Genomic DNA, 26,426 nt, shown 5'->3' on the forward strand with positions numbered 1-26,426 from the left:
CTGGGGCCAGGGTCGAGTCGGTCAACGCGAGTTTCAACGGCCGGCTCGACCCCGAACGACATCGAGGACGCACCCCGCACGCCGCTCGTGCGAAAGCAAGCCCCCTGGCGTTCTCACAACTGAGGAACATCGATACCCGGTGGGAGAAGGCGTTCTTGCCACTGAGCAACATCTGTTCCTGGAACTCGGGCTTTGGTCCACTTTCTGTGGTCGCGTACGCAGCGTGACGGTTGATCTTCGATGGATGCCGTGCGATGTCGCCCTGAAATCGCCTGCGGTGAGTGGGGGTTGGCCAACAGTGCTTCGGCGTGAACGAAGTACAGATAGTGCTCGAAGAGGTGCTGCTCGCATCGGTTAAGGGCGTCCACGTGGTGGCGGTCGAGGTGGCGGAGACCGGAGTCCGGGTGGAGGCCCGGTCGACGATGGGCGGGGCGTCCTGTCCGAGCTGCGGGCGGTGGTCAGCGCGAGTGCATGGTTCGTATCTGCGGTTTCCTCGTGATCTTCCGGCTGCCGGCCAACGTGTGGTGTTGTCCCTGAGGGTCCGCCGGTTCTCCTGCCCTGAGGCTGCCTGCCCTCGGCGGACCTTTGCCGAGCAGATACCTGGCCTCACCCGCCGGTACGGACGGCGGACCGAGCGGCTGCGCTCGGCTCTCGCGTCCGTCGGTCTTGCCTTGGCCGGCCGTGCCGGTGCTCGGATGGCCCATGTCTTCGGCGCGCCGATCAGCCGCAACACCCTCCTGCGGCTGATCGCGTCGCTGCCGGATCCTGTGGCAGCGGTGCCCCGCGTGGTCGGCGTCGATGAATACGCCCAGCTCAGGGGGCGGATTTACGGCACCGTGCTCGTCGACGTCGAGACTCGACGTCCGGTGGACTTGCTGCCGGATCGCGAGGCCGACACGCTGGCAGCGTGGCTGGCGAAGCGGCCGGGCATCGAGATCATCTGTCGGGACCGTGCCGTCTTCTACGCCGAGGGCGCCACTCGCGGCGCCCCGCAGGCCCTCCAGGTCGCTGACCGGTGGCACTTGTGGCACAACCTCGGCCAGGCCGCCGAGAAATGCGTCTACCGGCACCGCGGCTGCCTGCGGCCTGCACCGGTCCAGCCGACGGAGCCGGACGAGTCAGAAACGATGCCCGATTTACCCTCGCAGCCATGGCCTAATGGCCACCGGTTCGCCGAGCGCACCCGCGCCAAGCATGCGACCGTCCACGCGCTCCTGGCCGCCGGGCATAGCAAGCGGTCCGTTGCTCGGCAACTTGGCATGGGCCACAGCACCGTCCTACGTTTCGCCGGCGCTGCCACACCTGAGGCTCTGTTCACCGGACAGTGGCAAAACCGCCGCACCGCGCTCGACCCCTACAAGCCCTACCTCCATCAGCGCTGGCAAGACGGCTGCACCAACGCCTGGCAACTGTGGGAGGAACTCAAGGAGCAGGGCTACTAGCATGGTTACGCCAGCGTCCGCGACTGCATCCGCTCCGTGCTGCGGGGCAGGCCCCAGCCTATCGGTCCTCGGCCGCCGACGGCCCGCACCGTCACCCGTTGGCTTCTCACCCACCCCGACGTTCTGCAGGAACCAGATCGAATCCAGCTCAAGACTGTCCTGGCCGTGTGCCCCGAGCTCGATGTCCTGGCCGCACACATCCGCTCGTTCGCTCACATGCTCACCCAGCTGGAAGGTCACCGACTGCCTGAATGGATCGAAGCCGCCAGCTCCGCCAACCTGCCCGCCCTTCAGTCGTTCGCCCGCCACCTCGAACGCGACCTAGACGCCGTCGTCGCCGGCCTCTCACTGCCCTGGAACCCCGGGGTCGTCGAAGGTCATGTCAACCGGATCAAGATGCTGAAACGTCAGATGTTCGGCCGTGCAGGATTCGAACTGCTACGAAAGCGCGTCCTGCTCTATTCCTGAAAACCCACTCAAGACGCGTCCTCGACCAGCCCGAATCCTTCCGGGAACCCTTCCAAGAACTCCCGTCGGGCCGGGTCAGGCTCGGCCTCGGCCATCGCCCTGACCAAATCGATCAGCTCCTGCCGCTGATCAGTCGACAGTTGGCTGAACAGGTGGGCGACGCCCTCCAGTACCTTCACGGCATCGTCCGGGTCCATCTGCTCGTTTTCGCTGCCCTCGATGAACCACAGGGCACCGACCAAAGCCTCGGCCAGGGCGCGGGTCAGAGACGGATACACGGGCATCACAGTGGCCTCCCAGCAGGACAACGGCAGAGTCCGGCCATACCACCACACCCCCAATGACATCACTTTCCGTGAGGCTCCACAGAAAGTGGACCAGAGCCGGAACTCGCCTACAAAGCCAGGGAGCTGTCCATCGCACGCAAGGCGATCGGCTGGTGGCAGCGCCAGGGCTGGATCGAAGGCGATCCGACGATCGGCATCGAGCGGCGGCCGGGTCGCCCGACCGCACCAAAGCCTTGGCGGAGAACCAGATCGCCGCCCTGTGGCGGCTGGACGTCGCCCTGGCGGCCAAGCTTGTCAACCGGCTCGCCACCACCCGCGCCCGCGCCGAGCAGCCAACCCCGACGGTCCCGGCGCCGGTCACGGCGGCGCCGGGGCCCTCAGACCTACATCTTCTGACAGGTGACCTTGGCGCCGTGGTACGGGAAGGTGACGGTGTCGCCCTTCCATCCCACGCTCCACGGCGACAGCTTCTCGCTACCGTCTTCGCCGAACTCCATGCCCATCAGCTCTTTCGTCTCTCCGGGCACACCGCTGACGTGGTACGGGCCGTCGTCGCCCTTGACCTCCAGCTTGCCGCCGGAGAGCTGCCACGTCCCGGAGCTGCCCTCGCGGCCGCCATCGCTCACCTGGTAGGTCCCGTCTCCGACGGTCACCGTCGCGGAGATTCCGCGGCCACCGGCGGCGATCGTGCAGTCCCACGTACCCTTCGCGGCCTCCTCCAGGGACTTCTCCCCGGCGCAGGCAACCACGGCGAGTGCCAGCGGCACCCCCACCGCTCCGACGGCCACCCACTTCGCCCAGCGCTTCATAGTCCGGCTCCCCCAAGGTCGTTCTGTCTGTTCTTCAGGCGAGCCGGACCCTACCTGAAATTGATCAAGAAACGCGAAGTCGGCCGTTGAGGAAGCAGGCGCAGACCAGGCAGCCGAGGGCCGCCGTGCGCAGCACCGTCCGGAGGACGTTCGCCGTCACCCAGGTGGACCGAGGCCGAGCGGGAAGGCTGGCTCGGCGAGATCGAGGGGCTCCGCGCCAGCCTCGCCGGTGCCGAAGCCAAGATCAACCAGATCAACGCGGCGGCGCCCGGGGGCTCCCATCCTGCTGGGCCTGCCCGCTCCCCGATCAACCCGGCGAGGGTGACCAGGTCGCGGGTCCGGACCTGGAGCGGTTCTTCTTCCTGGACGACGTGGCCGGGACGACCTGATCGCGCTGCGGTGGACGGAGCGGCTCGGGTCTGCGCTTCAGATGTGGGTCGGCCAAGATACGACGGAAACCGGCAACCAGTGATCTTGGGCGGAACTTGCCGCAGGTGAGGTGCTGGGGCGGATCGGCGTCGGCTGCCCGACCAGGGACAGCGATGCGCAAACGCAGCCGGAGGCCCGACCTTGTGTCACCGCTCGCAGTGGACTTCTTCGCGTACCGCTCAGATCGGTCAACGGCGCACTCGATAGCGCAGGTGAAGCACCCGGTTGCCTTGAATCACCACGTCAGCATCCTCCAGTAGGTGCTGCGCGTGGACCGACCCGAAGTAGCGCTTGCCGGACCCGAACACGACGGGTACGACATCCATGCGCACCTCGTCGATCAGGCCCGCGGCAAGCACCTGGCCACCGACGTCGCCAGCGGCGACCTCGACCATGCGGTCACCGGCAAGCTCCTGCGCCTTGGCCATGGCTGCCTCGACGCCGTTGACGAAGTGAAACGGCGCCTCGGGGTCCCAGCCCTCGGGCATCGGCCGGTGCGACACGACGACCACGTGGTCGATCCCGCCCGGAGGCTTCCCGTCCCAGCCGTCCGTCAGGTCGAAGACGTGGCGGCCGACGATCGTGACTCCGATCTGGTCCCAGTACGGCCGGGTGTAGTCGTAGGACGTCTGCGACACCTTCAGCTCGCCGCTCTCGTCCAACGGGACGTCACCGCTGGACAACCAGTCGAACAGCGGTCCGGGCTGGTCATTCTCGTCCGCGACGAAGCCGTCCACCGACACCGAGCTGTACATGACCACCTTGCCCACGGGGCTCTCCTCTGCTTTGGGGTGCCCCAAATTAGAAATCAATCGGCCGGCAGCGGCCAGCCGTCCAGCGCGTGGCCGGGATGTTCGCGCAGGAACCGCCGCCGGACTTCGACGTACCGGGTCGGTGTGATCCGGTGAACGCCCGGAACTCGTGGCCGAAGTGGGCCTGGTCGAAGTAGCCTGCGCCACCGGCGAGGTCGCCCCAGTCGACCGGTCTGGCAGGGTTGATCGCGAACACGGTGGCGGCGAAACGGTAGGTGCGGGCCAGCCGCTTCGGCGTGACGCCGATGAGCTCCTTGAACCGCTGTGCCAGATGAGTGCTGCTGACACCGGCTGCCACGCTCAGGTCGCCGTCTGGGATGCGCGACAGCGAGATCAGGCACCTGCGCCGCGGCAGCACCCACACCCTGCTCGACGGCTCCGGCCAGCCCTACCGGTGGACGATCACCATCCTCGCCTTCAAAGGCGAGAGCGACCCCGCCGGCACCATCGCCACCTGGATCATCGGCGCCCCGGCCGCCCGCGCCGTCGCCGTCGCCGTCCTCGAACGCCTCCAGCCGCCCGCCACCGACGTGCTCCTGCGCAGCCTCTACCCGGCAGAGCGCATCCGGGCCGGAGCGATGACGCTGCGCTCCAGCAACGAGCTGATCAACCGCGTGATCACCTGGATCAACGCCTACTGCCATCACTACGGCCTCGTCGGCGCGATTCCCGATGTCAACGGCAAGCCCTGGAATCTGACCACCCGGCAGTTCCGCCGCACCCTGGCCTGGTACATCGCCCGCCGCCCCGGAGGCGTCATCGCCGGAGCGATCCAGTACCGCCACCTCGGCATCCAAATGTTCGAGGGCTACGCCAAGGCTCGGGAATTGCATCAGACGGGCGAGAAGTCGCAGGTCGCCAGCTCGGGGCGAGGGCCTGATGGGCTCCAACGCTACTACGAAGCGGCCTCCTGATCAGGAAGTTTGCCAGACAGAACCCATCTGATGCAGGATTTGCCCTCCAGAAGGGATGGCCTGGAGTGGTGCAAGAGCGAAGGGTGGCCCTGGCCGGGGCGGCTCATCTGGAGCTTGTCTCCGGGGTGGTCCAGCTGCGTCCGGAGGACGCGATGGTCGATGCGATGCTGCGGGGCTGGCGGGCCCAGCAGATGTCCCGGGGTTTGAAGGAAGACACGATCGCCGGGCGGGAACGGCTGATCCGGCGCTTCCATGAATTCACCAACGAGTACCCGTGGTCGTGGCTGCCGGGCCACATGGACGAGTGGTCGGCCTCGCTGACGGGCGAGAAGCACCTGGCACCGTCCACGATCCGAAGCTACCAGGGCGACGTTCGGCAGTTCACAGAGTTCCTCGTCGACGGCCGCTACGGCTGGGGGCCGGCCTGCGAGGACGCCTTCGGCACCCATCCCGTGGCGATCTGCCACGAGTGGAACACCATCGCCCATCTCAACGACTACGAGGGCGACCCGGAGGCCAGGCCGTTCACCCGGGAAGAGCTGCAGCGGTTCCTCGACTACGCCGACGATCAGGTCGAACGCGCGGTGAAGTCCAAGCGCAAGGGCGCTCTCGCCGCCTACCGCGACGCCACGCTGTTCAAGGTCATCTACGGGTGGGGCCTGCGTCGGACGGAGACTTCGAAGCTGGATGTCGTCGACTTCGGCCGCAACGCGAAGGCTCGACAGTTCGGCCGGTACGGCACGCTCAACGTCCGCTACGGCAAGGCGAAGAAGGGTCAGCCGCCACGGCGCCGGAACGTGCTGTCGGTGATGGGTTGGGCGGTGGACGCGGTCCAGGACTATGTGGAGAACGTCCGGCCGCGGTTCGGCTGCGAGGACCACCCGGCGTTGTGGGTCACTGAGCGGGGAGGGCGGGTCAAGCCCTCCGAGATCAACGCCCGGTTTGTGGCCTACCGGGACGCGTTGAAGCTCCCGAAGGAGCTCGTCCCCCACTCAATTCGCCACTCGTACGTCACGCATCTGACCGAGGACGGGGTTGACCGGCGGTTCATCCAGCAGCAGGTCGGCCACGAGTGCGACAGCTCCACCGCCATCTACACCCACGTCAGCGACGACTTCATGAACACTGCCCTGAGCAAGGCACTTGCCCCGGCGTTCGCCGGGACGTGACGAGGAAGGACCTGACGATGGCCGCCAAGCTCGACTACCAGTGGCACCTGCGCAAGATCATGGCGGACCGCGGGATGTTCTCCACGACCGACCTGATCGCTCCGCTGGAGGAACGCGGCATCAGCCTGTCCTCCAGCCAGGTCTACCGGCTCGTCGTGGATCGGCCCGAGCGGCTCAGCTTGAAGATCCTCATGGCCTTGTTGGACATCCTGGACTGCACGATGGACGACCTCATCGAGCCGATCGCCGCGGCTGGCGCCGTGAAGAAGCCGAAGAAGGTGGCGGCAGGCGGGGCACCCGCCGCCGAGGGAGTCGGTGACCTGCGGCCCAAGCGGGCCCGGATCGCACCGGTGGACCGTTGAACGGGTACGCGGAGAGGTTCTGGCCGATCCGGTCGGCATGATCGTGCGGCTGGTCGGGAACGTCGAGCGGCACCTGGACGCCGACCGCGTTCGCGAGATCGTCTGCACGGTGATGCGTGAACGAGCCGGTCGTCGGCGCCTGGCCCAGGCCCTGCATGACGATCCGTCGCTGCTGCGGACCGGACGGCCTCCGGCACCGTTCTGCGTCGCGCGGTTGCTGATGGCTCTTCGCGAAGCCGGCGCCCAAGACATCGCGCTTCCCCGCTGCGGTGAGTGCGGCCGCGGACGCCCCTACGTGGGCAGCCGCTCCGGCGGCAGGTGGGGATGCTCGCCCTGCTTCGACAAGCCAGCCGTCTGCGCGGGCTGCCGCCAGCAGCGGCGTGTCGTCAGCCGGGACCGCAACGGCGGCCCTCGTTGCGCGAAGTGCCCGGACACAACCGGCGATCCACTCGCCGAGCTCACCAGACTCGTCACCGCCGTCGATCCCGTGCTGACCGCCGACACTGTTCGATCAGCCCTCGAACGCGCCACCGTCCGAACGGCTGGCCAGCGCCGCCTGGCCTGGGCGGTCATCGCCCAGCCCGACCTGCTGACCGGCGCTGGCTACGACGCCCCGACCCCCGCCGTCCTACGGTTCATCGGCGAACTCGTCCAAGCCGGGGCAACGACGGTGGTCAACCCGGCCTGCTTCCGCTGCCAGGAGGTCAAGACACTGTCGAAGCTGCTGGACGGCAAACGGGTCTGCCGCAACTGCTTCGCCCGCAACTCGGCCGTGCCCTGCATCCGCTGCGGAGCTATCCGCGAACCCGCCGCCCGGGATGCCGAAGGGCACCCGCTCTGCCCCAATTGCCTCGTCAGCGACCCCGTCAACCTGGAGGAATGCCGCGGCTGCGGGCGCCGCCAGAAAGTCGCCGTCCGCCTTCCCGACGGGCCCCGTTGCGCCAACTGCCGACCAAGGAACGCTACCCAGTGCGGCATCTGCGGACGGACAGCGGTCTGTGAGATTTCCCGGGTCACGGGCGACCCCTGGTGCAACCGGTGCCAGCTGCGGTGGACACCTTGCAGCGGCTGCGGCACCGTCGACCACGTCCGCGGCGGAACTTGGGACGCGCCCTTGTGCGCGAAGTGCACCAACCCGGATCCGGACTTCTGGGGCCGCTGCCCGGTCTGCCGCACCACATGGCAGCTCAGTACCCGCCCCTGCCAGCGATGCGCCCTCGACCAGTTGGTACGCGACCTCCTTGGCGGCGACACCGGCACAATCCGGCAGGACCTCGTCCCCCTCTACGAGGCACTGTCCGGAGCCGAACGCCCCACCAGCACCATGTTCTGGCTATCGGGCTCGAAGGTCAGCATCCTGCTCCAGCAGATCGGCCGCGACGAACGACCCGTCACACACAAGACACTCGACGAACTCCCCACGAGCAAGGTCCTCGCACATCTCCGCAGCGTCATGGTCGCCACCGGTGCACTGCCGCCCCGCGACGAACGTTTCGTCGTTCTGGAGGGCTGGATCACCGCGGCGGTTCAGGCCCGCACGGACCCCACCGAGCGCAGGATCCTGCACGGATACGCAGTCTGGCATCATCTGCGGCGACTCCGACGACGCCTCGGCAAGGAACACACCACCCATCTCCAAGCCCTGAACGTCCGCTGCCACGTCACCGCAGCGGCCAACTTCCTCGACTGGCTGGCCGGCAACGGCCTGACGCTCAGCGACTGCACCCAGGCTGACCTGGAGCACTGGACCTCAGGTTCCGAGGCCGCCTACCAGGACGAGACCGGCCACTTCGTCCGCTGGTCGGTACAGCACCACCACGCCCGCGGCCTCACCTACCTCCAGCTGTACGCCTGCCCGGCGAGCGGAGGCCACCCGCACACCGACCTGGTCCAGTGAGGGGCTGCGGAAGGCCCGGAACCGGGTAACGGAAGTCCGCACTCCGCAACAACGGCGTCCGTACGGGGTGACGAAGGGATCCGGCCGCTCCCCCGGCCTGATCCGGCGGGGCCAGGGTGAGTCTTTCGGATCTTGCCGATTAAGCCCGCGCCGTCCGGTGCCGTGCATCGCAGGCGGAGGGTCGCCCGATTACCAGACGTACTTGGGCGGGCCCGACAGCGCAGCGAGGTGCGGTGCCGGGCGGCGCGGGCGTGGGGGCACCTCCCAGCGGTAGCTGGGGGAGCAAGATCCGGAAGACACACCCTGGGCAGCCCGGCCTGATCGTGGGCTCCCTGGGCCGCTGACCTGCTGCTGCGCACTCGGTGCCCCCTACGCCGGGCGCCGCCCGAAGCGACCGCGGCAGCCTCAGCGGCCCTTGGCGTGTGCGACGCGTCAGCGAGCTCCCAGCTCCGCCTCACCCGCCCGCTCGTCGCCGACCTCCGCCGCCCTGAGAGGACCTCGGGCGTACTCCTTCCCGCGTTCCCCGGTTGCTGCGATCGGGCGACGCGCGGCATGGGGAGCGTCGGCTGTCAGGGCTTCGGGGCCATGCTGAATGGCATGCCTCCACAGCTGGGCCGGATGTCGCCGTGCCGCCCTGGAATCCCGTTCCCGTCCAGCCCGGCCGGTGGCCCCTCGCGCCGCCGGGGACGGGTACCCCGCCGGTCCGTCGTCTTGGCCCTCCTCGGCCTGCTCGTCTTCCTGGCCCCCGCCCTCACCCCGGTCGGCGCTGCCGGCCGGGCGGCGGCGATCGGTCCGCCGGCCGCCTCCGTGGCCACCGCCGTGACCGCCGTCGGCCATGACTCCGGCACGGCTCTGGCCGGGTTCGTGATCCAGTCGACCGCCCTGGTGACCGACCCGGCGGCCGACGTGTCCAGCCCCGGCTATCCGACGACGGGCTGGTACCGGGCCGGCCCTCGCTCCACCGTCCTCGGCGCCCTGCTGGCGGCCGGCGTCCACCCCGACCCGTTCCATTCCACCAACCAGAAGCTGATTCCTGCCGCCGACTTCACGGTCCCGTGGTGGTACCGGTCCGACTTCACGGTCGACGGCCGGGCAGCTCGTACGTATCTGGACTTCAGCGGGGTGACCTCTGCCGCCGACGTCTTTGTCAACGGCCGTCAGATCTCGACGGCAAGCAGGGTCGCCGGGACCTACACCCGACACGAGCTGGACATCACCGCTCTGGTCACCCCGGGTACCAACACGGTCGCCTTCCGGGTCCAGCCCAACGACCCGCGCAAGCACCTCACCGTGGGCTGGCTCGACTGGCTGCAGCCGCCACCGGACCGGAACATGGGCATCCTCCGCGACGTCGTCGTCCGCCGCAGCGGCCCGGTGGCCCTCCGTGACGCCCACGTCGTCACCGACCTGGCCGTGCCGTCGCTGACCTCCGCCGACCTGACCGTCAAGGCCCGCCTGCGCAACGACTCACCCCGCACCGTCACGGCGCTCCTCTCCGGCACGGCCGGGCCCGCAGCCCTCAGCCGACAGGTGACGCTGGCGCCCGGGGAGAGCCGGACCGTGGTCTACTCGCCGGCCGACCACCCCGGACTCCATGTGCCGTCGCCACGCGTGTGGTGGCCCGCCGGGATGGGCGAGCAGCCCCTGTACGACCTCGACCTGACCGTGACGGTCGACGGGGTCACCTCCGACACCGCGCACACCGCCTTCGGCATCCGCGACGTGCAAGCACCGATCAATGCCGACGGCGCGCGCCAGTACCGGATCAACGGCCGCCCGCTGCTGATCAAGGGCGCGGGCTGGTCCCCCGACGAGTTCCTGCGCTGGGACCCCGCCTATGTCGAGGACCGCCTGAAGTACGTCCGCGATCTGGGCCTGAACACAATCCGTCTGGAAGGCAAACTCGAACCCGACGAGTTCTTCGACCTCGCGGACCGGTACGGAATCCTCACGATCGCCGGCTGGGAGTGCTGCACCAAATGGGAAGGGGAGGTCAACCGCTCGGAATCCGGGGAGAGGTGGAACGCCGCCGACCATGCCGTCGCCAAGGAGTCGATGGCCGCCGAGGCGGCCCGCCTGCGCCACCACCCCAGCGTGATCTCGTTCCTGATCGGCAGCGACGCGGCGCCCAACGCCGAAATCGAATCGGCATACCTCCAGGCGCTGCGGGACGCCGACTGGAACGTGCCCGTGATCCCATCCGCCTCCGGGAAGCCGACACCCGTCACCGGCCGCTCCGGGATGCGGATGACCGGTCCGTACGACTGGGTGCCGCCCGGCTACTGGTACGACAAGCGCGAGGGAGGAGCCACCGGCTTCAACTCCGAGACCAGCGCCGGCGTGAGCATCCCCACCCTTGACACACTACGGCGGATGATGACCCCGGCCGAGCTGGAGACCCTCTGGAAGCAGCCCTCAGCTCCCCAGTACCACCGCTCCCCCTCAGCCGCCTTCTCGACACTCAAGCTGTACAACGCCGCGCTCGCCGGCCGTTACGGACGCCCGACCGATCTCGGCGACTACGTACGCAAGGCCCAGCTCGCCCAGTACGAGGCCGTCCGCGCGCAGTTCGAGGCGTACTCCCGCAACGCCAAGGACGCCACCGCCCCCGCGACCGGCGTCATCTACTGGATGCTCAACAGCGGCTGGACCTCCCTGCACTGGCAGCTCATCGACCGCTATCTCGACCAGAACGGCGCCTACTTCGGTGCGAAGAAGGCCAACGAACCCCTGCACATCCAGTACGGCTACGACAATCGCGCGGTCAGCATCGTCAACAACGGCGCAACCGGCGCCTCGGGACTGAACGCCCGGGTCACGCTCTTCAACCCCGACGGGACCGAGAAGTACGACCGCACGGTAACCGGTGCCGAGGTCGAGGCCCGCGGCGTGACCACCACCTCGCTGACCCTCCCGGCCACGGTCCCCGGCCTGGCGGGGACGTACCTGGCCCGGCTGCTGCTCACCGACGCCACCGGCCGGGAACTGAGCCGCAATGTCTACTGGCTCTCCAACCGCAAGGACGTCCTCGACTACGCCGCCACCGACTGGTACCACACCCCGACCACTTCCTACGCCGACCTGACCGGACTGAACTCGATGCCGCAGGTCACCTTGGACGTGACAGCCGCCACGACGGTTTCCGGGGCCGGCACGTCGACGACGACCGTGACCCTCCGCCACCCGGGCACCACGAACGCCCCCGCTCTGCTCACCGACGTCGACCTGGTCTCCGCGGACGGGAGGACTCCCGTGCTGCCCGTGCAGTGGAGCGACAACCAGGTCAGCCTGTGGCCGGGTGAATCGGTGGTCCTGAAAGCCTCCCATCGGACCGTCGGTCCGGACCGCACCCCGCACGTGCGGGTCTCGGGATGGAACGCCCGGGCCGTCACCCTCCCGTCCGCCTGACGAGGTGAGAAGCCCCGGCACCGCGCGAGCGTGCCGGGGCTTCTCACTTGAGGCCGCTGAGCATCACTCCGCGGATGTAGTACTTCTGCAGCAGCAGGAAGAGGATCAGGATCGGCATGGTGCTCAGGACGAGGCCGGCCATGACGATCGGCATCGTGCGGGTCGGGTCCACGTGGTCCTGCAGGAGCTGGATGCCGACGGGCAGGGTCATCACGTCCGGGTTGGCGGTCGAGATGAGCAGCGCCCAGATGTACTCGTTCCACGCGGAGACGAAGGTCAGCAGACCGAGCGTCAGCAGGACCGGCTTCGTCTGCGGCAGGATGATCCGCCACCACACGCCGAACTCTCCGGCACCGTCGATGCGCGCGGCCTCCAGGACCTCGTCCGGGATCGAGAGCATGAACTGGCGCATCAGGAAGATTCCGAAGCCGTTGACGAGGAACGGCATGGCGAGCGCCGCGATGCTGACGGTCAGCCCCGCACCCCCGCGTCCCAACAGGTCGTTGCCGCCCGCCAGCGGCCAGTGCACCAGGATCAGGAAGTGCGGGATGAAGAAGAGGAACGGAGGGAACATCATCGTCGACAGCACGAGTCGGAAGATCAAGTTCCGGCCGGGGAAGCGGAGTTTGGCGAGCGCATAGCCGGCGAGCGAGGACGTGAACAGCACCGAACCGGTGATCACGGCGGTGGCGATGACGCTATTGCGGAAGAGCAGCGGCAGATTGAGCTGGTCGATCGCCGCCCGGTAGTTCGACAGGTCGAACGCCTCGGGCATGAACCGGTACGGCAGCGTACCGGCCTCGCCGGCGCCCTTGAACGAGGTCATCACCATGTCGAGGAACGGCACCACCGTGAGCACGGCGCCGGTCACGACCACCAGATACGACAACCACGGGAAACGGCGGCGGATCATGCGTCCTCCCCCTTGTGCCGGAAGATCCACAACTGCACCAGGGTGACCACGAGGATCACCACGAACAGGACGAAGGCGGCGGCGCTCGCAGGGCCCCACCGGCCGTACGAGAATGCCTGCCGGTACATCTCCAGGGCAGCCACGTTGGTCGCGTCCCCCGGCCCTCCCTTGGTCATCACGGTGATCAGCGCGAAGGACTGCAGACCGCTGATGAGCTGGGTGATGCACACCAGCAGCAGGGACGGCCGCAGCAGCGGCAGTGTGATCTTCCGGAAGACGGTGACCGGCCCGGCGCCGTCGAGCGCTGCGGCCTCGTAGTACGAGTCGGGGATGGACTTCAGCCCGGCGGTCAGGACGAGGATCGCCGAGCCGACCGACGCCCATGCCTGAACGACCACGACCGAGGGCAGCGCGGTGTCCGGGTCCTGGAGAAAGGCCACCGAGCCGAGCCCGAGGGCATTGAGTACGCCGTTGACGAGGCCGCCCGGCTCGTACATGTACTTCCACAGGTTGCCGACGGCGACGACGGTCGTCACGATCGGCAGGAAGTAGAGGGTGCGCCACAGACCCTGGAACCGCAGGTTGTCGATGCAGGTGGCGACGACCACGGAGCCGGCGAGCGCGAGGACCACGGTGCCCGCGGCGAACAGCAGCGTGTTGGTGAGGATCGGCGCCAGAAACGTCGAGCCGTCCGCGAAGAGGCCGGTGAAGTTGTCCATGCCGGCCGGCTGGATGCCGCCGAGGTCGAAGCCGGCCCAGTGGGACATCGACAGCAGCACCGCGAAGCCGAGCGGCAGGATCAGGAAGACGGCGAAGAACAGCAACGTCGGCGCCAGGAAGAGATAGGCGGCGATGGCCTGGCGGCGCCGGGCCCGGGCGCGGCCGTCGACGGCGGGCCCGGCGGAGGGCGTGCCGGGCGCCGCCCGCTCGGTCGTTGCCGGCGTCAGCGTGTTCACCATGAGCGCGACACCTCTCGGTCGACCTGACGGCGGGTGGCGCGCAATGCCTGGTCGACGGAGTGCTGACCGGTCCACAGCGCCTCGATGTTCTTGCGCAGCAGCGACTTGGCCTGTTGCGCGCCGGGCACGTTCGGCTCCGGCACCGAGTACGCCAGCGCGTCCAGGAAGGGGTGCAGGTTCGGATCGCTGTGCGCGCCCAGGAGCGTCCGCATGTCGTCGGCGCGGCCGGTCAGGGAGCCGACCGACACCTGCAGGGAGCTCATCCGGGTCGCTTTCCTCGCTTTCCCACCCGCCTGCGCGCTCTTCACGTCCACTTTCTCGGCGTTGAGCCAGCGCAGAAACTCCCAGGCCGCGCTCGGGTGCCTGCCGGCCGCATTGACCCCCAGCATGAAGCCGGTGGAGAGCGTGGCACGCTTGCCGTCCGCCTCGGGAAGGGGCAGCGGCGCGACGCCGACGTCGCGGTAGTCCTTGCCCATGAGGGTCTTCAGGGTCCCGGTCCACCAGCCGGCGCTGACCACCATGGCCACCTGCCCGGACCGGAACGCCTTGTAGACGTTGACACCGGGGGCACTGGCACCGCCGGCGACGAGGCGGTGCTCCAGTTCGAACACGGCCCGTCCGGCCTGCGAGTCGATGGCGGTGCTCCTGCCGTCCTTGGAGACGAACGTGCCGCCGGCGGCGTTGAGCAGGGCGAGTGTCTGGCCGACGGTGGTGGAGTCGTCGGCGGTCGACAGCCCGAAGCCCTGGACGAGTGGGTTGCCGTACCGGTCGCGCCTGGCGGTGCGGTAGGCGGTCTCCTCCAGCTCCCGCCAGGTGCGCGGCGGGCCGTCGATGCCGGCTTCGCGCAGCAGCCGCTTGTTGTAGTAGAGGGCGTACGTCTGCACCTCGGTGGGGTAGCCGTAGACCCGGCCGCCCACCGAGGCGGCGTCGACCGCGGCTTCGCTGTAGCCCCGGGTGATCTCCTCGGCGTGCTCGGACGGAGCGGGCCGCAGGACGCCGGCCTGGACCAGCTGGCCGTTCCACAGGCAGTAGGGGTGGAGGATGTCGGGGCCCTGGCCCGCGGCCTGCCGGACCATGAAGGTGGTCAGCAGGTCCGCGAACTCGACCGCCATGGTCTGCACCTTGACCCGGTCGTGGGTGGCGTTCCACTCGTCGACCGGGCCGTGCAGGGCCTCCTTGAGCACTCCGCTCGCGTAGTGGGTGAGCAGGGTGAGGACGATCGGATCCCCGGGCCGCCCGGTCCCTCGGTGCGGCGCGGAGCATCCGGAGGCGAGCAGCGCCGAGGGGAGCGCGAGCGCGAAGTGACGGCGGCTCAGGCCGCCGGCTCGGGGTGGCTGCATCATCCGGTGGCGTCCCGGCGCATCACGCGGAACACGCGGGTCGTGGTGAAGCCGGTCTTGCGGTACATGTGGCCTGCCGGGGACTGCGCGCCGGTCCACAGGAACCATGCGGAGTGTGCGCGGCGCGCCCGCATCCTCTCCAGGACCAGGTGCAGGAGGACCTCGCCGAGTCCGGTGCCGCGCATCTCCTCCAGCACGCCGATCGGGCCGAACCGCTCGTCCACCGCGTCGAACGCGCCGTGCATCGCCCAGCCGACCATGCGCTCCGTTGGGTCCCGGACGACGACGATCCGGTCGAGCGGCGTGCCGGCGGCCAGAGACGCCCGGATCGTGCACGCCCAGTCCGGGCCGAAGTGGCTCCCGGCGAGCGCGAAGAGATCCACCAGGTCGTCGTCGGACGGGGTGGCGAACCGGTAGCCCTTCGCGGTCAGTTCCTCCGCGCGGCGCGTGACGTCCTCCGGGAGGCGATAGCCCACCAGGCCACGGTCCATCGCCGCCGCTTCGTACAGGGTGCAAAAGCCCAGGGACTCCAGGAGCCGGGCCGCTTCCGGGTATGTCTCGGCGTCCAGGCCCGGGAGGACGTAGTTCGGGGTGTACGAGGAGAAGTCCACCCGGGTGCGGCCGTGGCCGTGCAGCCAGTCGAGGGCGTCGGCCAGCAGCCGGCGGCCGAGGCCGCGCCTGCGGGCGGCCGGGTCGACGAAGAAGAAGGGGATCCAGCCCTGCTCCGGCTCCAGGTCGGTGCCGCTCATCGGTGTCAGACGCCGTACCGCGTAGGCCGCTCCGAGGACACGGTCGCCCTCGACGGCGATCCGGAGTCCCTCCGGATCGAAGTTGGCATCGAGCAGCACCAGGGAGCGGAAGCGGTCCGCAGTGATGGGGTCGGCCGGCGCACTGCGCCGCCACACCTCCACCACCTGCGGTCCGTCGCCCGTGCGAAAGCCACGGATGTCGGCCCGGGATGTCGTTGTGCGATCGGTCATCGGCGGAGTCGTCCTTCCCTACGCAGGTCGGGGACGGTGTCGAGCGTCGCCCCCGGTCGCGGTGCGGCAGCAGGTCTCAGGGGTAGAGCAGCACGTCGTCGCCGGCCCATCGGCCGGGAGGCGCCGGCGGATCGCACAGCGGCAGTGGGTCGTCGCCCGCGTCGACGGCACGCCGCAACCGGTCGGACCCCCAGAGCAGGTCGATGAAGTGGCGCGGGTCGCTCCCCTCCACGCCGGTGTCAGCGGCGCGCCACGCGAAGTGGTCCGGGTACAGCCGCCGCAGCGTACTGAGCATGGCCACGGCGGTGCGTACGGGAGCAAATGCCTCGCGGTCGGTCACATGGAGCTGGACCCCGCGCAGGAGCCGCCCGGCGTGTTTGTGGAACGTCGGTACGAACCGCAGATCGCGGAAGTGCACACCCGGCAGGTCGAGCTCGGCGAGCGAGGGCGCGAACCGCGCGTCGATGTACGGGGCCCCGACGATCTCGAAGGGCTGTGTGGTGCCCCGGCCCTCCGAGAGGTTCGTACCCTCGAACAGGCAGGTGCCGGGGTAGACGGTGGCCGTGGCGGGCGTCGGGATGTTCGGTGAGGGCGCGACCCACGGCAGGGCGGTCGCCTCCGCGCTCATCGCGCGCTGCCAGCCGAGGACGTCGATGACGGTCAGGTCGACGGCGGTGCCTGCCGCTTGGGGCACCGGCGAGGCGTTGAGATACCGGGCGAGCTCGCCGCAGGTGAGCCCGTGCCGGACGGGCACCGCGGCCCGCCCGACGAAGCTCGCCCACGCCGGGTCGAGCAGCGGGCCCTCGCTGACGAGTCCACCGAGGGGGTTGGGCCGGTCGGCGACCGCGAACCGTACGCCCGTACGGGCTGCGGAGACCATCAGGTCGAACATGGTCCACACGTAGGTGTAGAACCTGGCCCCGATGTCCTGCAGGTCATACACCAGGGCGTCAATACCACTGTTGAGCAGCAGTTTGTCGAGGAGCTCGCCGCTGCACCGGTACGTGTCGTGGACCGGCAGACCGGTGGTGGTGTCGGTATGAGCGGCCTCGCTCTCGCCGGCCTGGCCGGTCCCGTAAAGACCATGCTCGGGGCCGAACAGGGCGACAAGCCGCGCACCGGCCTCGATCAGCGCGGGTGCGGCCGGGCGCAGGTCGGGCAGAACGCCGGTGTGGTTGGTCACCAGCCCGAGCCGGCCGGGCCCGGCGAGTCCGGGCGACGCGCGCAGTCGTGCGATCCCGGTCGTCACCGGGACACGCTCGTCGGTGCTCATCCTTTGCCCCGTCTGCCAGTGACATCTCGAAGCCACAGTGCGAAATTTACACTGGTATGTCCAGTAATTCCGCAATCATTTGCCCACAGGTCGTGCGGAGTCCCGCGGCGGCCGGGCAGCGCGGCGAGGCACCCTGCACACAGCGCACGACTGCAAGCGCGTGGGGTGGACCCGCAGCATCAGCTCGTTGAGAGGCTCCGCGCCGCCGCCCTGACCGCGTCCGGGCCAGCGGAGCGGGTCCGGGTCCGGACGGTTCTGTTCTCGGTCCTGGGCGGCTCCGCCGTCGCCACCCTGGTGGCGGAGTGACCGCCACCGCGGCCGGCGCCGCCGGGGTCGCCGGCCACACGGGCCGTTCGGCGGTGAGGCGGTCAGGCGGTCAGGCGGTCAGGCGGCGGGGCAGTCGGGGTGGCCCCACCGGGTTCCGACCTTGGCGATCAGCTCGCCGACACCGTACGGACGGCCGCACGGGCAGGTTCCCTTGAACTTCGCCTTGAGGGTCCGAGATCCGGTGCCCGGGGCGGCCACGGCAGAGGTCTTGCGGGCGGGGACCGTGCCGGGCTTGCGGCGGGCCGGCGTGCTGCGTTCCGGCGCGGGTACGGGAATGTCGGCGGCCCCCAGTGCGGTGCCGGCGGGTTCCTGGGTCACGGCCGCGTCGCTGGCGGCCTGGTCGGCGATGGCGTTGAGGTGGTCGCCGTCCTCGCGGTGGGCGGGTACGTATCGGAACTCGACATCGCGGCTCTCGAGCAGCGCGTCGATGAGCTCGACCAGCTCGCGGTTGGCGACGGGCTTGCCTGCAGCGGTCTTCCAGCCGTTGCGCTTCCAGTTGGGCAGCCACTGCGTGACGGCCTTCATGGCGTACTGCGAATCCATCCGCACCTGGAGGGCGGTTCCCGGCGCCACGGCCTCCAGCAGCCGATGGAGGGCGGTGAGTTCGCCGATGTTGTTGGTGGAGCGGCCCAGCGGGCCGGCCTCCCAGCGCTCGGGACGGCCCTCGGAATCGGCGATGACCCAGGCCCATCCGGCCGGGCCGGGATTTCCCTTGGCCGCCCCGTCGCAGGCGGCGATGATGCGATCAGACATCCCTCGATGATGCCCCACCACCGCACCGCCCAGCGCCGCCCGGCGCCGCCCGGCGGCGAGGGCATCCTCGTCGGACTGGCGCAGCAGCTCGGCCGAGGGCTGCCGAAGGACCGTGCACCAGCGTCCGGGACGTGCCTGGGACGGACGGGTACACGCTTCGCGGGCGTCACCTCCAGTCGCCGAACCTCTCGAAGTACGCCTCGACGGAGCGCACACTGGTCGCCTCGACCGCGGCCCGCTGCGCTTCCCAGTCGCCGGCAAGCGCCTCGACCAGCACCTCGGCGGCTCTCGGCGTACCGATCACCTTGCGCAGGCACTCCTCGCGGCGCGAACCGTCGAAGTGGACGAGCGCGACCCGTGTCACGTTGTACGCACGGCTCGTACGGCTCAGGCGGTACGGCGGACACGGGCGGAACCGGTGTGCCAGCCGCGCCCCCGGGACGGCCAGTACGTCGACCCCGGCGCGCCACGCCCGGAGGCTGAAGTCCACGTCCTCCAGGCCGAGTTCGCGGAAGGCGTCGAAGCCGCCCAACCGGTCGAACGTCTCCCGGTGCACCGCGAGGCAGCCGCCCGGCGCGAGGGGCACGGGGTATGCGGCGGTACCGTCGGGCTCGGGAGGCAGCCAGCGCACCCGCAGGTGGGCGTCGATCAGCCGCGCCCCGCAGCCCGCCGCCGTGCCGCCGGCATCGCGCACGGCGGGCGCGAGGACGGCTTCGGGCCGGGCGTCCAGCGCCGCCCGCAGGCGTGCCAGGCAGTCCCGCTCCAGCCGGCAGTGTGCGTCGAGGAACACCAGGTGCGTACCGCGGGCGAGCCGGGCGCCCTCGTTGCGGGCCGCCGCGACCCCGCTCCGCCGGATGCGACGTACCACGACCCCGCGGGCCCGCCACTCCGCCCGCTCCAGCACGGCGCAGCTGCCGTCGGTGCCACCGTCGTCGACGACGATCGTCTCGTCGGCCACGACGGATCCGGCGAACACGGACTCGAGGGTCGCATGCAGCTCGGCCCCTTCATCCAGCGTCGAGACGACCAGCGAGACCGTCGACGCACGCGTGCCACGCCGCGCGGAACCGGCCGAGGACTCCGTACGGCTCATGTCACCGGCGGCCCGGGAGTGCCCGGCGGGACGCCCCCGGGAGGCAGCGTGGCGACCAGGTCGATCAGGCCGGGCAGGAGGGCCGCGTGCCTGAGCGAGTCCTGGAGATAGGCCGTGAGTCCGGCGGTGAGCGCGAAATGGTAGGAGCCCAGCCGGTCGAGCTCCGCACCGTCCAGGCTGAGGTCCAGCAGGTCGCCGACGCGGAGGCGGGCCAGGCCCAGCGCGTCGATGACCTTCTGCGGTGCGGCGGAGAACTCCAGGTAGTCGGCGAAGTCGGTGGACGACTGGAAGTCCGCCTCGGCGAAACCGGCTTGTTCGAGGGCGCGCTCGAGTGCCCGGTCGCCCTGGCGCACCAGATAGCCGGCCGATGGTAAGTCCGCCTCGCGCAGGTACTCGAGCAGTTGCTTCGTCATGGCGCCGACGAGGCCGATGTTCGTGGCGTTCCTCCGGTCGGTCAGGACCGGTGTGAGGTGGGCCCGGTCCTCGGATCCGATCATGGCCATGCCCACCGCCTCGATCGTCTGTGACCCGATGCCCTTGGGCGGCCACGGCCGCTCCGTCGCGGCCAGTGCCAGGACGAGGCCGTGCTCGGACAGCAGTGGCTCCAGGACCTCGGTGAAGAGGTGCGGGTAGCCGTTGCGGCGGCAGAACGTCGCGAGCGCGGTCCGCGTCTCGAGGTCGACGTCGCCGGACACGCGCATCCGGACCGACTCGTTGGCGAGGGAGTGGCAGGTCATCGCGGGCCTCCGAACGCGGGGGAGCTTGCACTGGACATCCATCCGGCGACCGCATACCGCGTGCCGTCCAGCACGGTCGCCACCTCGTGCATCAGCGAGGACCGGAACAACAGCAGCATTCCCGGCTCCGGCACGACGACCACCCGCCGGTCCCGCAGCCGGGGATCGGTTTCGTACACGGTGAGCGCACCACCGTCGAACGTCGGCAGGGACCCGGCGGCGCGGCGACCGTTGAGATAGAGCAGCAGCGACCAGCGGTGGGCGGCGAGCCGCGGTGGATCGTCCTTGTGGTTGGCGACGTCGCGATGTGCGCGGAAGTAGCTGCCCTTCTCGTACGACATGAAGTACGGGCCGTACAGGAAGTCGGCGTCCGAGTCGAATGCCGCGCGGTGGTCGTCGAAGTAGGACGCCATACGCTCACCGATGCGCCGCTTGTGCTCTTCGGGGAAGTGGTGGTCGAAGCAGAGGCGCAGTGTTGTGTCCAGGACCGATTCGCCCGCTCGGACGACCTGGGCCGGCTCGCGGGGTGACTCGTCCATGGCCCGGATGACGTCGGCGCACTCGGCGGCCGACAGGAAGCCGAGGGCCGACGCCACGTTCTCCGTCCTGAACTGGGGTCGCATGTCCTGATGCCTCCCGGTCTGGTACGTCTCGTGGGGTGGATCCAGACTCCTGCAGGCGGGCCCGGCGCACCGGGACCGGCACGCTGGACTAGCTCGCGCGGCGGAACGCCGGCTGGCGGGGCGTCGGGAAAGCGGCGACAGCTCCGAGGTCTCCTGTGAGAGTTGCCCGCAGGGGGCGGCACGGACCCGAGGGAGCGGAATCATGAAATACCTGGTGATGGCCGTCAACGACGACCTCGCCGAGACTGGCGAGCTGGTGGACGGCCAAGGGCTGGTCGAACCCTCGCAGACCCGCTTCGTGCGGGCGGAGAAGGACGGCCGCCCGGTGATCTCGGACGGTCCGTACAGCGAGACGAAGGAACTGCTTGCCAAGTACTTGCCGGGTACTGGGTGCTGGACTGCGAGAGTCTGGAGCGGGTCACGGAAATCGCGGCGCGCGTCGCCCGGTGCCCGGCCCCAGAAGGCTCGCCCGACTACCCGGTGGTCATCCGTCCGATTCGGAAAGCGGCGGGGATCTGTGCCCGTGAGCGGTGCGAGTGAGGTCGAGGACCTGCTGCGGCTGCACGCACCGCAGGTCCTCGGCGCCCTGGTTGTGTGAGCGCGGTGTTGCGGGCTGGGCGAATTGGAATGCCGTGCGCGGTAAGACGGCGGGCGTGGCTTTGTTCACGAGAACGGGTTCTGGCTCGCATTCCGGATGCTGTTGGTGATCTTCGGCGCCGGCGCGATCGCGTTTAAGGAGCCCCTGGCCGGCCGTCGCTGCCTGGCAAGCCATGGGGCTGGCCGAGGGCAATGTGTGCGTACGTCTGCGGGGCATCGTCCCGGTACGCCGCACACAGAGCGCGGTGCAACAGACTCCGGCAAGATCACCAACAGCATCACTTCTGTGGTGACATCTCGACACTCGTTTCATCGGAACCCTGAAGGATGGAAACCAGCAGGTCCAAAGAGAACGTGCCACGGTGGACGCTCCTCAACGCCGTGGACTCGGTGGGGGCCAGGACGACTGTCGTCCCCACCCTGCTCGGGGCCGAGAGCCGCCGCGCTCATCGGTTGTCTTCGGCCAACACCGCGGCGAGGAGTCCCGGGAAGCGGGCATCGAGATCGGCGCGACGCAGGGTCATCAGACGAGCCTTTCCCGCCCTGCGGGTCTGGGTGATTCCGGCTTCGCGCAGGATCCGCCAATGATTGGAGAGCGTCGATCTGGGCACGTCGACGCCGTCAGGGCTGCATACGCTCTCGCCACCCTCGGCCATCCGGCGGACCAGTGCCAACCGAACCGGATCGCCCAAGGCATGCAGCACAACAGCCAGGTCCAACTCCTCAAGGCCGAGCCGTCCCACTGATCCTCCTCGTCTTCGCCCGCGTGACACCCGTAGTATGCAGATCACTTCGATGTTTCGGGAAAATTGAAATGATCTAGGAGATGGCCGTGCCAGTGCTCGCCACCCTTGCCCGCGTCTACGTCGACGACTTGAACGTGGCCCTGCCGACCTTCATCGAACTTGCCGGAGAGCAGCCGCGACTGCGGTTCACCTATCGCGACCTGGAACTCGCGAGCGTCGGCGGCTATCTGCTTCTGGCAGGTTCGGAGGAAGCTCTCGCTCCGTACCGCGGCACCCATGCCACCACGATCGTGGAGTCCATCGACCAGGTCCTGCGCATCATCGAGCAACATGGTGGGGAGATCCTCGACGGCCCCAACGAGGTGCCGACCGGCAGCAACCTGACCGTGCGACACCCTGGCGGCGCGACCATCGAGTACGTGCAGTTCCACGCGACCGCACGATCAACCTTGGCATGAGCTGGTCCAGTCGACCCGAAGCGGGCCCGCGCGAGTGACGTCAAAACCGGGGTTCTGGCCTAACTTCTGGATGCCGTTGATGATCTTGCCGGCGTCTGTCGCACCGCGCTGCTGTGCCCTGTGCGACGGCTGGCCAGGGGCTCCTGAAACGCGATCGCAGCGGCGCCGAAGATCACCAACAGCACCCTCTCCGTGAACGATCTAGCCAGCACGGCCATGCCATGCTGATCACGGCATTGGGCAGCATACGTATGGGGAGGGTTGAGTGGCCGCCAGGCACTACTGCGCCGACAGCGGAGAACGGCGACCACGTCGACGACCCGCCATAGGACGCCCTGTTCATGCTGATCGGTGACCTGAACGACTCGGACAGCCTTCGTCGTCATCCAACCGGACCAAAACGGCCTCGTCTGGTTCGCCTAAGAACTCCTAACGAAATGATCTCCAAGGTGGTTGGATCACTCCGGGACTGATGATCCGGGGTGCGGGGTGGTTCGGCCGAAGCCGTGGGAAAGCGACGACGAGTTGTGGGCGGTGCACGCTGTGCCGCGGAGAACGTAAATGCGTCGACAGCGCTCCTCGCACCCGGCAATGTGGCCGTCCATGACGAGCAGTGAGCTGTGGACCCGTGCGACCGCCGACCGCTACGACGCCGAGGAGACCGAGGCCTCCTCTGCTGCCGTTCTCGGACCGACTCTCGCCTTCCTCGCCGAGCTCGCCGGAGACGGCCGGGCACTGGAGTTCGCCATCGGGACTGGACGAGTGGGCGTCCCGCTCCGGGAACGTGGCGTGCCGGTAGTGGGCATCGAACTGTCCGAGCACATGGCAGCGGTGCTGCGACGCAAGATCGACGAGGACACGCTCCCGGTAGTCATCGGGGACATGGCCACCACCGTCGTTCCCGGCAAGTTCACCCTGGTCTATCTCGTCTACAACACCATCACGAACCTGCTCACGCAGGACGAGCAGGTCGAGTGTTTCCGCAACGCCGCACGGCATCTGGAGCCCGGCGGCCGATTTGTCATCGAGCTGGGCGTGCCGCCGCTGCGGTTCCTGCCGCCCGGCCAGGTCGCGGTGCCGTTCGACGTCTCTGAGCAGCATCTCGGCTTTGACACCTTCGACCTCGTCGAGCAGATTCTCGTCTCGCACCACTTCACCCGCGACGGCGACGACGGCCTCTACCGCCGCGACAACTCCCGGCACCGGTACGCCTGGCCGGCAGAGCTCGACCTGATGGCACGGATCGCTGGGCTCGAGCTGGAACGTCGCGTCGCGGACTGGAACGGGGCGCCGTTCACCCAGGACTCCGCGAAGCACATCTCCGTGTGGCGCAAGCCAATCTGAGGTCGGCCACCGGGCGGTCAATGCAGGCCGTGCCTGTCTTGAATCTCCTGAGCGGCTTCACGACGGGATCCCAGACGAGGCGGCGGTACGTGTCATGGTCGTAGCCGCGGTCGCCCAACACCACGTCCGGGCGGTGCCTGGGCCAGCCGCGCTTGCCCCGCACCGGCGGCACCGCCTGAAGCAGCGGAATCAGCTGGGTGACGTCGTTGCGGTTGCCGCCGGTCAAGGTGGCGGCGAGCGGGATACCAGTGGCGTCGGTGATCAGATGATGCCTGCCGCCCGTCCTGCCCCGGTCAACAGGGCTTCGTTCCGTCTTGGACCCCCCTTTCAATGCCCGCATGTGGGAGCCGTCGACGGCCGCCCGGGAGAAGTCCAGGGCGTTCGCGCTGCGAAGCTTGGCCAGAAGGACCCCGTGCAGCCGGGGCCAGACTCCAGCCTCGGTCCACTCGGCCCGGCGGCGCCAGCAGGTCATGCCCGAGCCGAGGCCGAGTTCCTGCGGCAGATGTTCCCAGGCAATCCCGGTGTGCAGGACGAACAGGATGCCCTGGAACACCAGCCGGTCCGGGTGCCACTGCCTTTACTGTTGGGCTGGCGGCTAAGAGCTTGCCAGTCGATCGGGGCCTGGGCTGGCCAGCAGTCTCAAGGACGGGTGGTTCGGTGTGCGACAGATGTCGTGCATGGCGGGGGCCCGATGACGGGTACCGCTCTCGGACCTTCAGGGTGGGCGGCGGACCACGACTCCGCGGCGACCGTGCCCTGCCCCTAGCCATGCACTGATTCGGTAACCGATGGCACGCTGCCGGACACAAACTGATGGTATGCCCGAATGATGCTCGGGCGGCCCGCATATCGTGCCGACATGCTGAGTGAATTCCTGCAGGTGGGCGCTATCGTGGCCGGACTCTGGTGCCTCGTGGCGACGGTCAAGCGCGCGGCTGGAGGTGACCGGTGGGCGCGCTGGACCTTGCTGCTGTCCGTCCTGACCTCCGGGCTATACCTGTGGGGCCTGACTCACCTTCTGGTCTTGGACGTCCGCGAGATGTGCGAACTCACCTTGCACACTCACTTCGACCCCGACGAGCACATGGAGACGCTGCTCCCGCTTTCGATGACGTGCAACGCGGATGACGACCTGGTCCCCGGCTACGTGAACCCGGTGCTCGCCGTCCTCGCCACCGGGACCCTGGCGGCCGGGCTCGGGACCGTCACGCGCGCGGTACGCACACAACGCCATCCTGGACGACCGTGACTGCCGTGCGGCCACGGACGCAGCCGCGGGCCCCGGCCGGCCTCGCCGCGGAGCCAATCCCACCCGCGGCCCACGCCACTCCTGCGAGCCCCGAGGTACCCGGCGAGGACCGGCACGCCGGACCCGCGCCCGGCAGGTCAGCGACTGAGGCCAGCAGCAGCGCCTCCCTGCTGTCCCCGTGCATACGCCCGGCCCCAGGGTCGGCGGCCGATTTCGACACTCCGAACAGAGGGGCCAGCTGCCGCAGCGTGAGATTCGTCCGCCAGTACGCAGCCACCAGCAGTACCCGGCCCTCCAGCGGCAGCCTCCACGGTCGGCCCCGGCCTGGCGTGTCCGCGCCCTCACGGCGAAGCTGTCCCACCAACGCGCGGAATGTTCGGGGGCTCAGTCCGGTGAACGGGGCTAGCCAGGACGACCCCGACGCCGTGATCACACCAGCCACGGCAAGATCATTACACTGCCGGCCAGCCGGCCGGAGCCTGTCCGCGTTGTGGAAAACCAGGCGACCGCACCCAGCGCATCGTCCAGGATGACCCCATGAGTCAAGACCTGGTGATGTTCCTCAACGCACGGCTGGATGAGGAGGCCGAGCTGGCCCGACGCTGCGATGGTGACGGATGCGGGGAGTGGACCGCTCGCGGGCACACGGTCGACTTCTGCCAAGGGGAACTCCCCGGGTTCCATCCCACGATCGCACTGCACGTGGCACTGCACGACCCGGCTCGCGTTCTGCGGGAGGTCGAGGCCAAGCGGCGCGTGCTGGCCCGCCATGTGCTCAGTCCAGCCACGGGCGACCCGGAACTACCGTGGGACAACCGCGATGACTGCCAGTACGACGGCGAGATCTGGCCATGCGACGACCTGCTCGACCTCGCCTCACCCTACGCCGACCATCCTGACTACCCCCGACGAGCCTGAGACGGAGATCGTTTACGGGACAGTCCTTAGCTTGATCTTTAACGTCCGGCGTCGAACGGTGCGTCGTACTTGATCACTCGGTTCGGTAACCGCCGTACACGGAAGCGGCCTTCGACTGG

The 26,426-nt window shown here is 69.0% G+C and carries 26 protein-coding genes and 3 pseudogenes; 13 read left to right on the top strand and 16 right to left on the bottom strand.

What is annotated here, in order from left to right:
- Positions 1–308: 308 nt before the first annotated feature.
- Positions 309–1,442 carry an ISL3 family transposase gene (locus tag ABT123_RS27595; RefSeq protein WP_351319468.1) on the top strand — a complete coding sequence of 378 codons (1,134 nt, stop codon included), beginning with the start codon at positions 309–311 and terminating at the stop codon, positions 1,440–1,442.
- Between the two features lie 36 nt (positions 1,443–1,478).
- On the top strand, positions 1,479–1,910 hold the full coding sequence (locus ABT123_RS27600) for a transposase (protein ID WP_351319470.1): 432 nt from the start codon (positions 1,479–1,481) through the stop codon (positions 1,908–1,910).
- Positions 1,911–1,918: 8 nt separating this feature from the next.
- Here the strand turns inward: ABT123_RS27600 and ABT123_RS27605 are convergent, their stop codons facing one another.
- The 4 genes from ABT123_RS27605 to ABT123_RS27620 all read right to left on the bottom strand — a co-directional run bounded on the left by ABT123_RS27605 (position 1,919) and on the right by ABT123_RS27620 (position 4,545).
- On the bottom strand, positions 1,919–2,194 hold the full coding sequence (locus ABT123_RS27605; RefSeq protein WP_351319472.1) for an HAD family hydrolase: 276 nt from the start codon (positions 2,192–2,194) through the stop codon (positions 1,919–1,921).
- Positions 2,195–2,580: 386 nt separating this feature from the next.
- The gene (locus ABT123_RS27610) at positions 2,581–3,006 is read right to left on the bottom strand and encodes a hypothetical protein (protein WP_351319474.1); all 426 of its coding nucleotides are present in this window, start codon (positions 3,004–3,006) and stop codon (positions 2,581–2,583) included.
- A gap of 617 nt (positions 3,007–3,623) precedes the next feature.
- The gene (locus ABT123_RS27615; RefSeq protein WP_351319476.1) at positions 3,624–4,205 is read right to left on the bottom strand and encodes a dihydrofolate reductase family protein; all 582 of its coding nucleotides are present in this window, start codon (positions 4,203–4,205) and stop codon (positions 3,624–3,626) included.
- Positions 4,206–4,236: 31 nt separating this feature from the next.
- Entirely contained in the window at positions 4,237–4,545 is a 309-nt protein-coding gene (locus tag ABT123_RS27620) for a helix-turn-helix domain-containing protein (RefSeq protein WP_351319478.1), read from the bottom strand.
- A 19-nt stretch (positions 4,546–4,564) separates the two neighbouring features.
- Here ABT123_RS27620 and ABT123_RS27625 point away from each other — a divergent pair, with 19 nt between their 5' ends.
- The 5 genes from ABT123_RS27625 (at position 4,565) to ABT123_RS27645 (ending at position 11,997) form a co-directional block, all read left to right on the top strand.
- The gene (locus tag ABT123_RS27625; RefSeq protein ID WP_351319480.1) at positions 4,565–5,161 is read left to right on the top strand and encodes a hypothetical protein; all 597 of its coding nucleotides are present in this window, start codon (positions 4,565–4,567) and stop codon (positions 5,159–5,161) included.
- Positions 5,162–5,229: 68 nt separating this feature from the next.
- Positions 5,230–6,330 carry a tyrosine-type recombinase/integrase gene (locus ABT123_RS27630; protein ID WP_502971073.1) on the top strand — a complete coding sequence of 367 codons (1,101 nt, stop codon included), beginning with the start codon at positions 5,230–5,232 and terminating at the stop codon, positions 6,328–6,330.
- 17 nt (positions 6,331–6,347) lie between these two features.
- Positions 6,348–6,692, top strand: a complete 345-nt coding sequence (locus tag ABT123_RS27635) for a helix-turn-helix domain-containing protein (protein WP_351319484.1) — start codon at positions 6,348–6,350, stop codon at positions 6,690–6,692.
- A gap of 37 nt (positions 6,693–6,729) precedes the next feature.
- Positions 6,730–8,589, top strand: a complete 1,860-nt coding sequence (locus tag ABT123_RS27640; RefSeq protein ID WP_351319486.1) for a site-specific integrase — start codon at positions 6,730–6,732, stop codon at positions 8,587–8,589.
- 618 nt (positions 8,590–9,207) lie between these two features.
- Positions 9,208–11,997 carry a glycoside hydrolase family 2 protein gene (locus tag ABT123_RS27645; protein WP_351319521.1) on the top strand — a complete coding sequence of 930 codons (2,790 nt, stop codon included), beginning with the start codon at positions 9,208–9,210 and terminating at the stop codon, positions 11,995–11,997.
- Positions 11,998–12,040: 43 nt separating this feature from the next.
- On the opposite strand, the gene ABT123_RS27650 is transcribed toward ABT123_RS27645, so the two are convergent.
- The 5 genes from ABT123_RS27650 to ABT123_RS27670 all read right to left on the bottom strand — a co-directional run bounded on the left by ABT123_RS27650 (position 12,041) and on the right by ABT123_RS27670 (position 17,462).
- Positions 12,041–12,910, bottom strand: coding sequence for a carbohydrate ABC transporter permease (locus tag ABT123_RS27650; protein WP_351319488.1), 870 nt, complete (start codon positions 12,908–12,910; stop codon positions 12,041–12,043).
- On the bottom strand, positions 12,907–13,869 hold the full coding sequence (locus tag ABT123_RS27655) for a carbohydrate ABC transporter permease (RefSeq protein ID WP_351319490.1): 963 nt from the start codon (positions 13,867–13,869) through the stop codon (positions 12,907–12,909). The genes ABT123_RS27650 and ABT123_RS27655 overlap by 4 nt, the downstream gene beginning before the upstream one ends.
- The gene (locus ABT123_RS27660) at positions 13,863–15,212 is read right to left on the bottom strand and encodes an ABC transporter substrate-binding protein (protein WP_351319492.1); all 1,350 of its coding nucleotides are present in this window, start codon (positions 15,210–15,212) and stop codon (positions 13,863–13,865) included. The genes ABT123_RS27655 and ABT123_RS27660 overlap by 7 nt, the downstream gene beginning before the upstream one ends.
- Positions 15,209–16,189, bottom strand: a complete 981-nt coding sequence (locus ABT123_RS27665; protein ID WP_351319494.1) for a GNAT family N-acetyltransferase — start codon at positions 16,187–16,189, stop codon at positions 15,209–15,211. Before ABT123_RS27665 ends, ABT123_RS27660 begins: the two co-directional genes overlap by 4 nt.
- 76 nt (positions 16,190–16,265) lie before the next feature.
- On the bottom strand, positions 16,266–17,462 hold the full coding sequence (locus tag ABT123_RS27670; protein ID WP_351319496.1) for an exo-beta-N-acetylmuramidase NamZ family protein: 1,197 nt from the start codon (positions 17,460–17,462) through the stop codon (positions 16,266–16,268).
- 165 nt (positions 17,463–17,627) lie between these two features.
- On the opposite strand from ABT123_RS27670, the gene ABT123_RS27675 reads away from it, so the two are divergent.
- Positions 17,628–17,768: a hypothetical protein gene (locus ABT123_RS27675; protein ID WP_351319498.1), complete on the top strand. Its 141-nt coding sequence runs from the start codon at positions 17,628–17,630 to the stop codon at positions 17,766–17,768.
- A 78-nt stretch (positions 17,769–17,846) separates the two neighbouring features.
- On the opposite strand, the gene ABT123_RS27680 is transcribed toward ABT123_RS27675, so the two are convergent.
- The 4 genes from ABT123_RS27680 to ABT123_RS27695 form a co-directional block, all read right to left on the bottom strand.
- Entirely contained in the window at positions 17,847–18,542 is a 696-nt protein-coding gene (locus ABT123_RS27680; RefSeq protein ID WP_351319499.1) for a ribonuclease H family protein, read from the bottom strand.
- Between the two features lie 166 nt (positions 18,543–18,708).
- The gene (locus ABT123_RS27685; RefSeq protein ID WP_351319501.1) at positions 18,709–19,635 is read right to left on the bottom strand and encodes a glycosyltransferase family 2 protein; all 927 of its coding nucleotides are present in this window, start codon (positions 19,633–19,635) and stop codon (positions 18,709–18,711) included.
- Complete coding sequence (locus tag ABT123_RS27690) at positions 19,632–20,372, bottom strand: hypothetical protein (protein WP_351319503.1); 741 nt, start codon at positions 20,370–20,372, stop codon at positions 19,632–19,634. Before ABT123_RS27690 ends, ABT123_RS27685 begins: the two co-directional genes overlap by 4 nt.
- The gene (locus ABT123_RS27695) at positions 20,369–20,995 is read right to left on the bottom strand and encodes a 2OG-Fe(II) oxygenase (RefSeq protein ID WP_351319505.1); all 627 of its coding nucleotides are present in this window, start codon (positions 20,993–20,995) and stop codon (positions 20,369–20,371) included. The genes ABT123_RS27690 and ABT123_RS27695 overlap by 4 nt, the downstream gene beginning before the upstream one ends.
- A gap of 112 nt (positions 20,996–21,107) precedes the next feature.
- Between ABT123_RS27695 and ABT123_RS27700 the strand changes: the two are divergent.
- A pseudogene (locus tag ABT123_RS27700) lies at positions 21,108–21,535 on the top strand (YciI family protein).
- Between the two features lie 503 nt (positions 21,536–22,038).
- Here ABT123_RS27700 and ABT123_RS27705 read toward each other — a convergent pair.
- Positions 22,039–22,335: an ArsR/SmtB family transcription factor gene (locus ABT123_RS27705; protein WP_351319507.1), complete on the bottom strand. Its 297-nt coding sequence runs from the start codon at positions 22,333–22,335 to the stop codon at positions 22,039–22,041.
- A gap of 83 nt (positions 22,336–22,418) precedes the next feature.
- Here ABT123_RS27705 and ABT123_RS27710 point away from each other — a divergent pair, with 83 nt between their 5' ends.
- Positions 22,419–22,796, top strand: coding sequence for a hypothetical protein (locus ABT123_RS27710; RefSeq protein ID WP_351319509.1), 378 nt, complete (start codon positions 22,419–22,421; stop codon positions 22,794–22,796).
- Between the two features lie 603 nt (positions 22,797–23,399).
- Complete coding sequence (locus tag ABT123_RS27715) at positions 23,400–24,140, top strand: class I SAM-dependent DNA methyltransferase (protein ID WP_351319511.1); 741 nt, start codon at positions 23,400–23,402, stop codon at positions 24,138–24,140.
- Here the strand turns inward: ABT123_RS27715 and ABT123_RS27720 are convergent.
- Positions 24,091–24,705: pseudogene (locus tag ABT123_RS27720) on the bottom strand (IS5 family transposase); the annotation flags it as partial. The gene ABT123_RS27715 and the pseudogene ABT123_RS27720 overlap by 50 nt on opposite strands.
- A gap of 294 nt (positions 24,706–24,999) precedes the next feature.
- Here ABT123_RS27720 and ABT123_RS27725 point away from each other — a divergent pair.
- Positions 25,000–25,389, top strand: a complete 390-nt coding sequence (locus ABT123_RS27725; protein ID WP_351319513.1) for a hypothetical protein — start codon at positions 25,000–25,002, stop codon at positions 25,387–25,389.
- A 202-nt stretch (positions 25,390–25,591) separates the two neighbouring features.
- Here the strand turns inward: ABT123_RS27725 and ABT123_RS27730 are convergent.
- Positions 25,592–25,831 (bottom strand): annotated as a pseudogene (locus ABT123_RS27730) (helix-turn-helix domain-containing protein); the annotation flags it as partial.
- 95 nt (positions 25,832–25,926) lie between these two features.
- Between ABT123_RS27730 and ABT123_RS27735 the strand changes: the two are divergent.
- Positions 25,927–26,307 (top strand): DUF6221 family protein, encoded by a 381-nt coding sequence (locus ABT123_RS27735; protein WP_351319515.1) that lies wholly within the window; start codon positions 25,927–25,929, stop codon positions 26,305–26,307.
- The last annotated feature ends 119 nt before the right edge of the window (positions 26,308–26,426 follow it).

Origin of the sequence: Streptomyces sp. NPDC002054 (assembly GCF_040296685.1) — a bacterium.
Classification (GTDB): domain Bacteria; phylum Actinomycetota; class Actinomycetes; order Streptomycetales; family Streptomycetaceae; genus Streptomyces.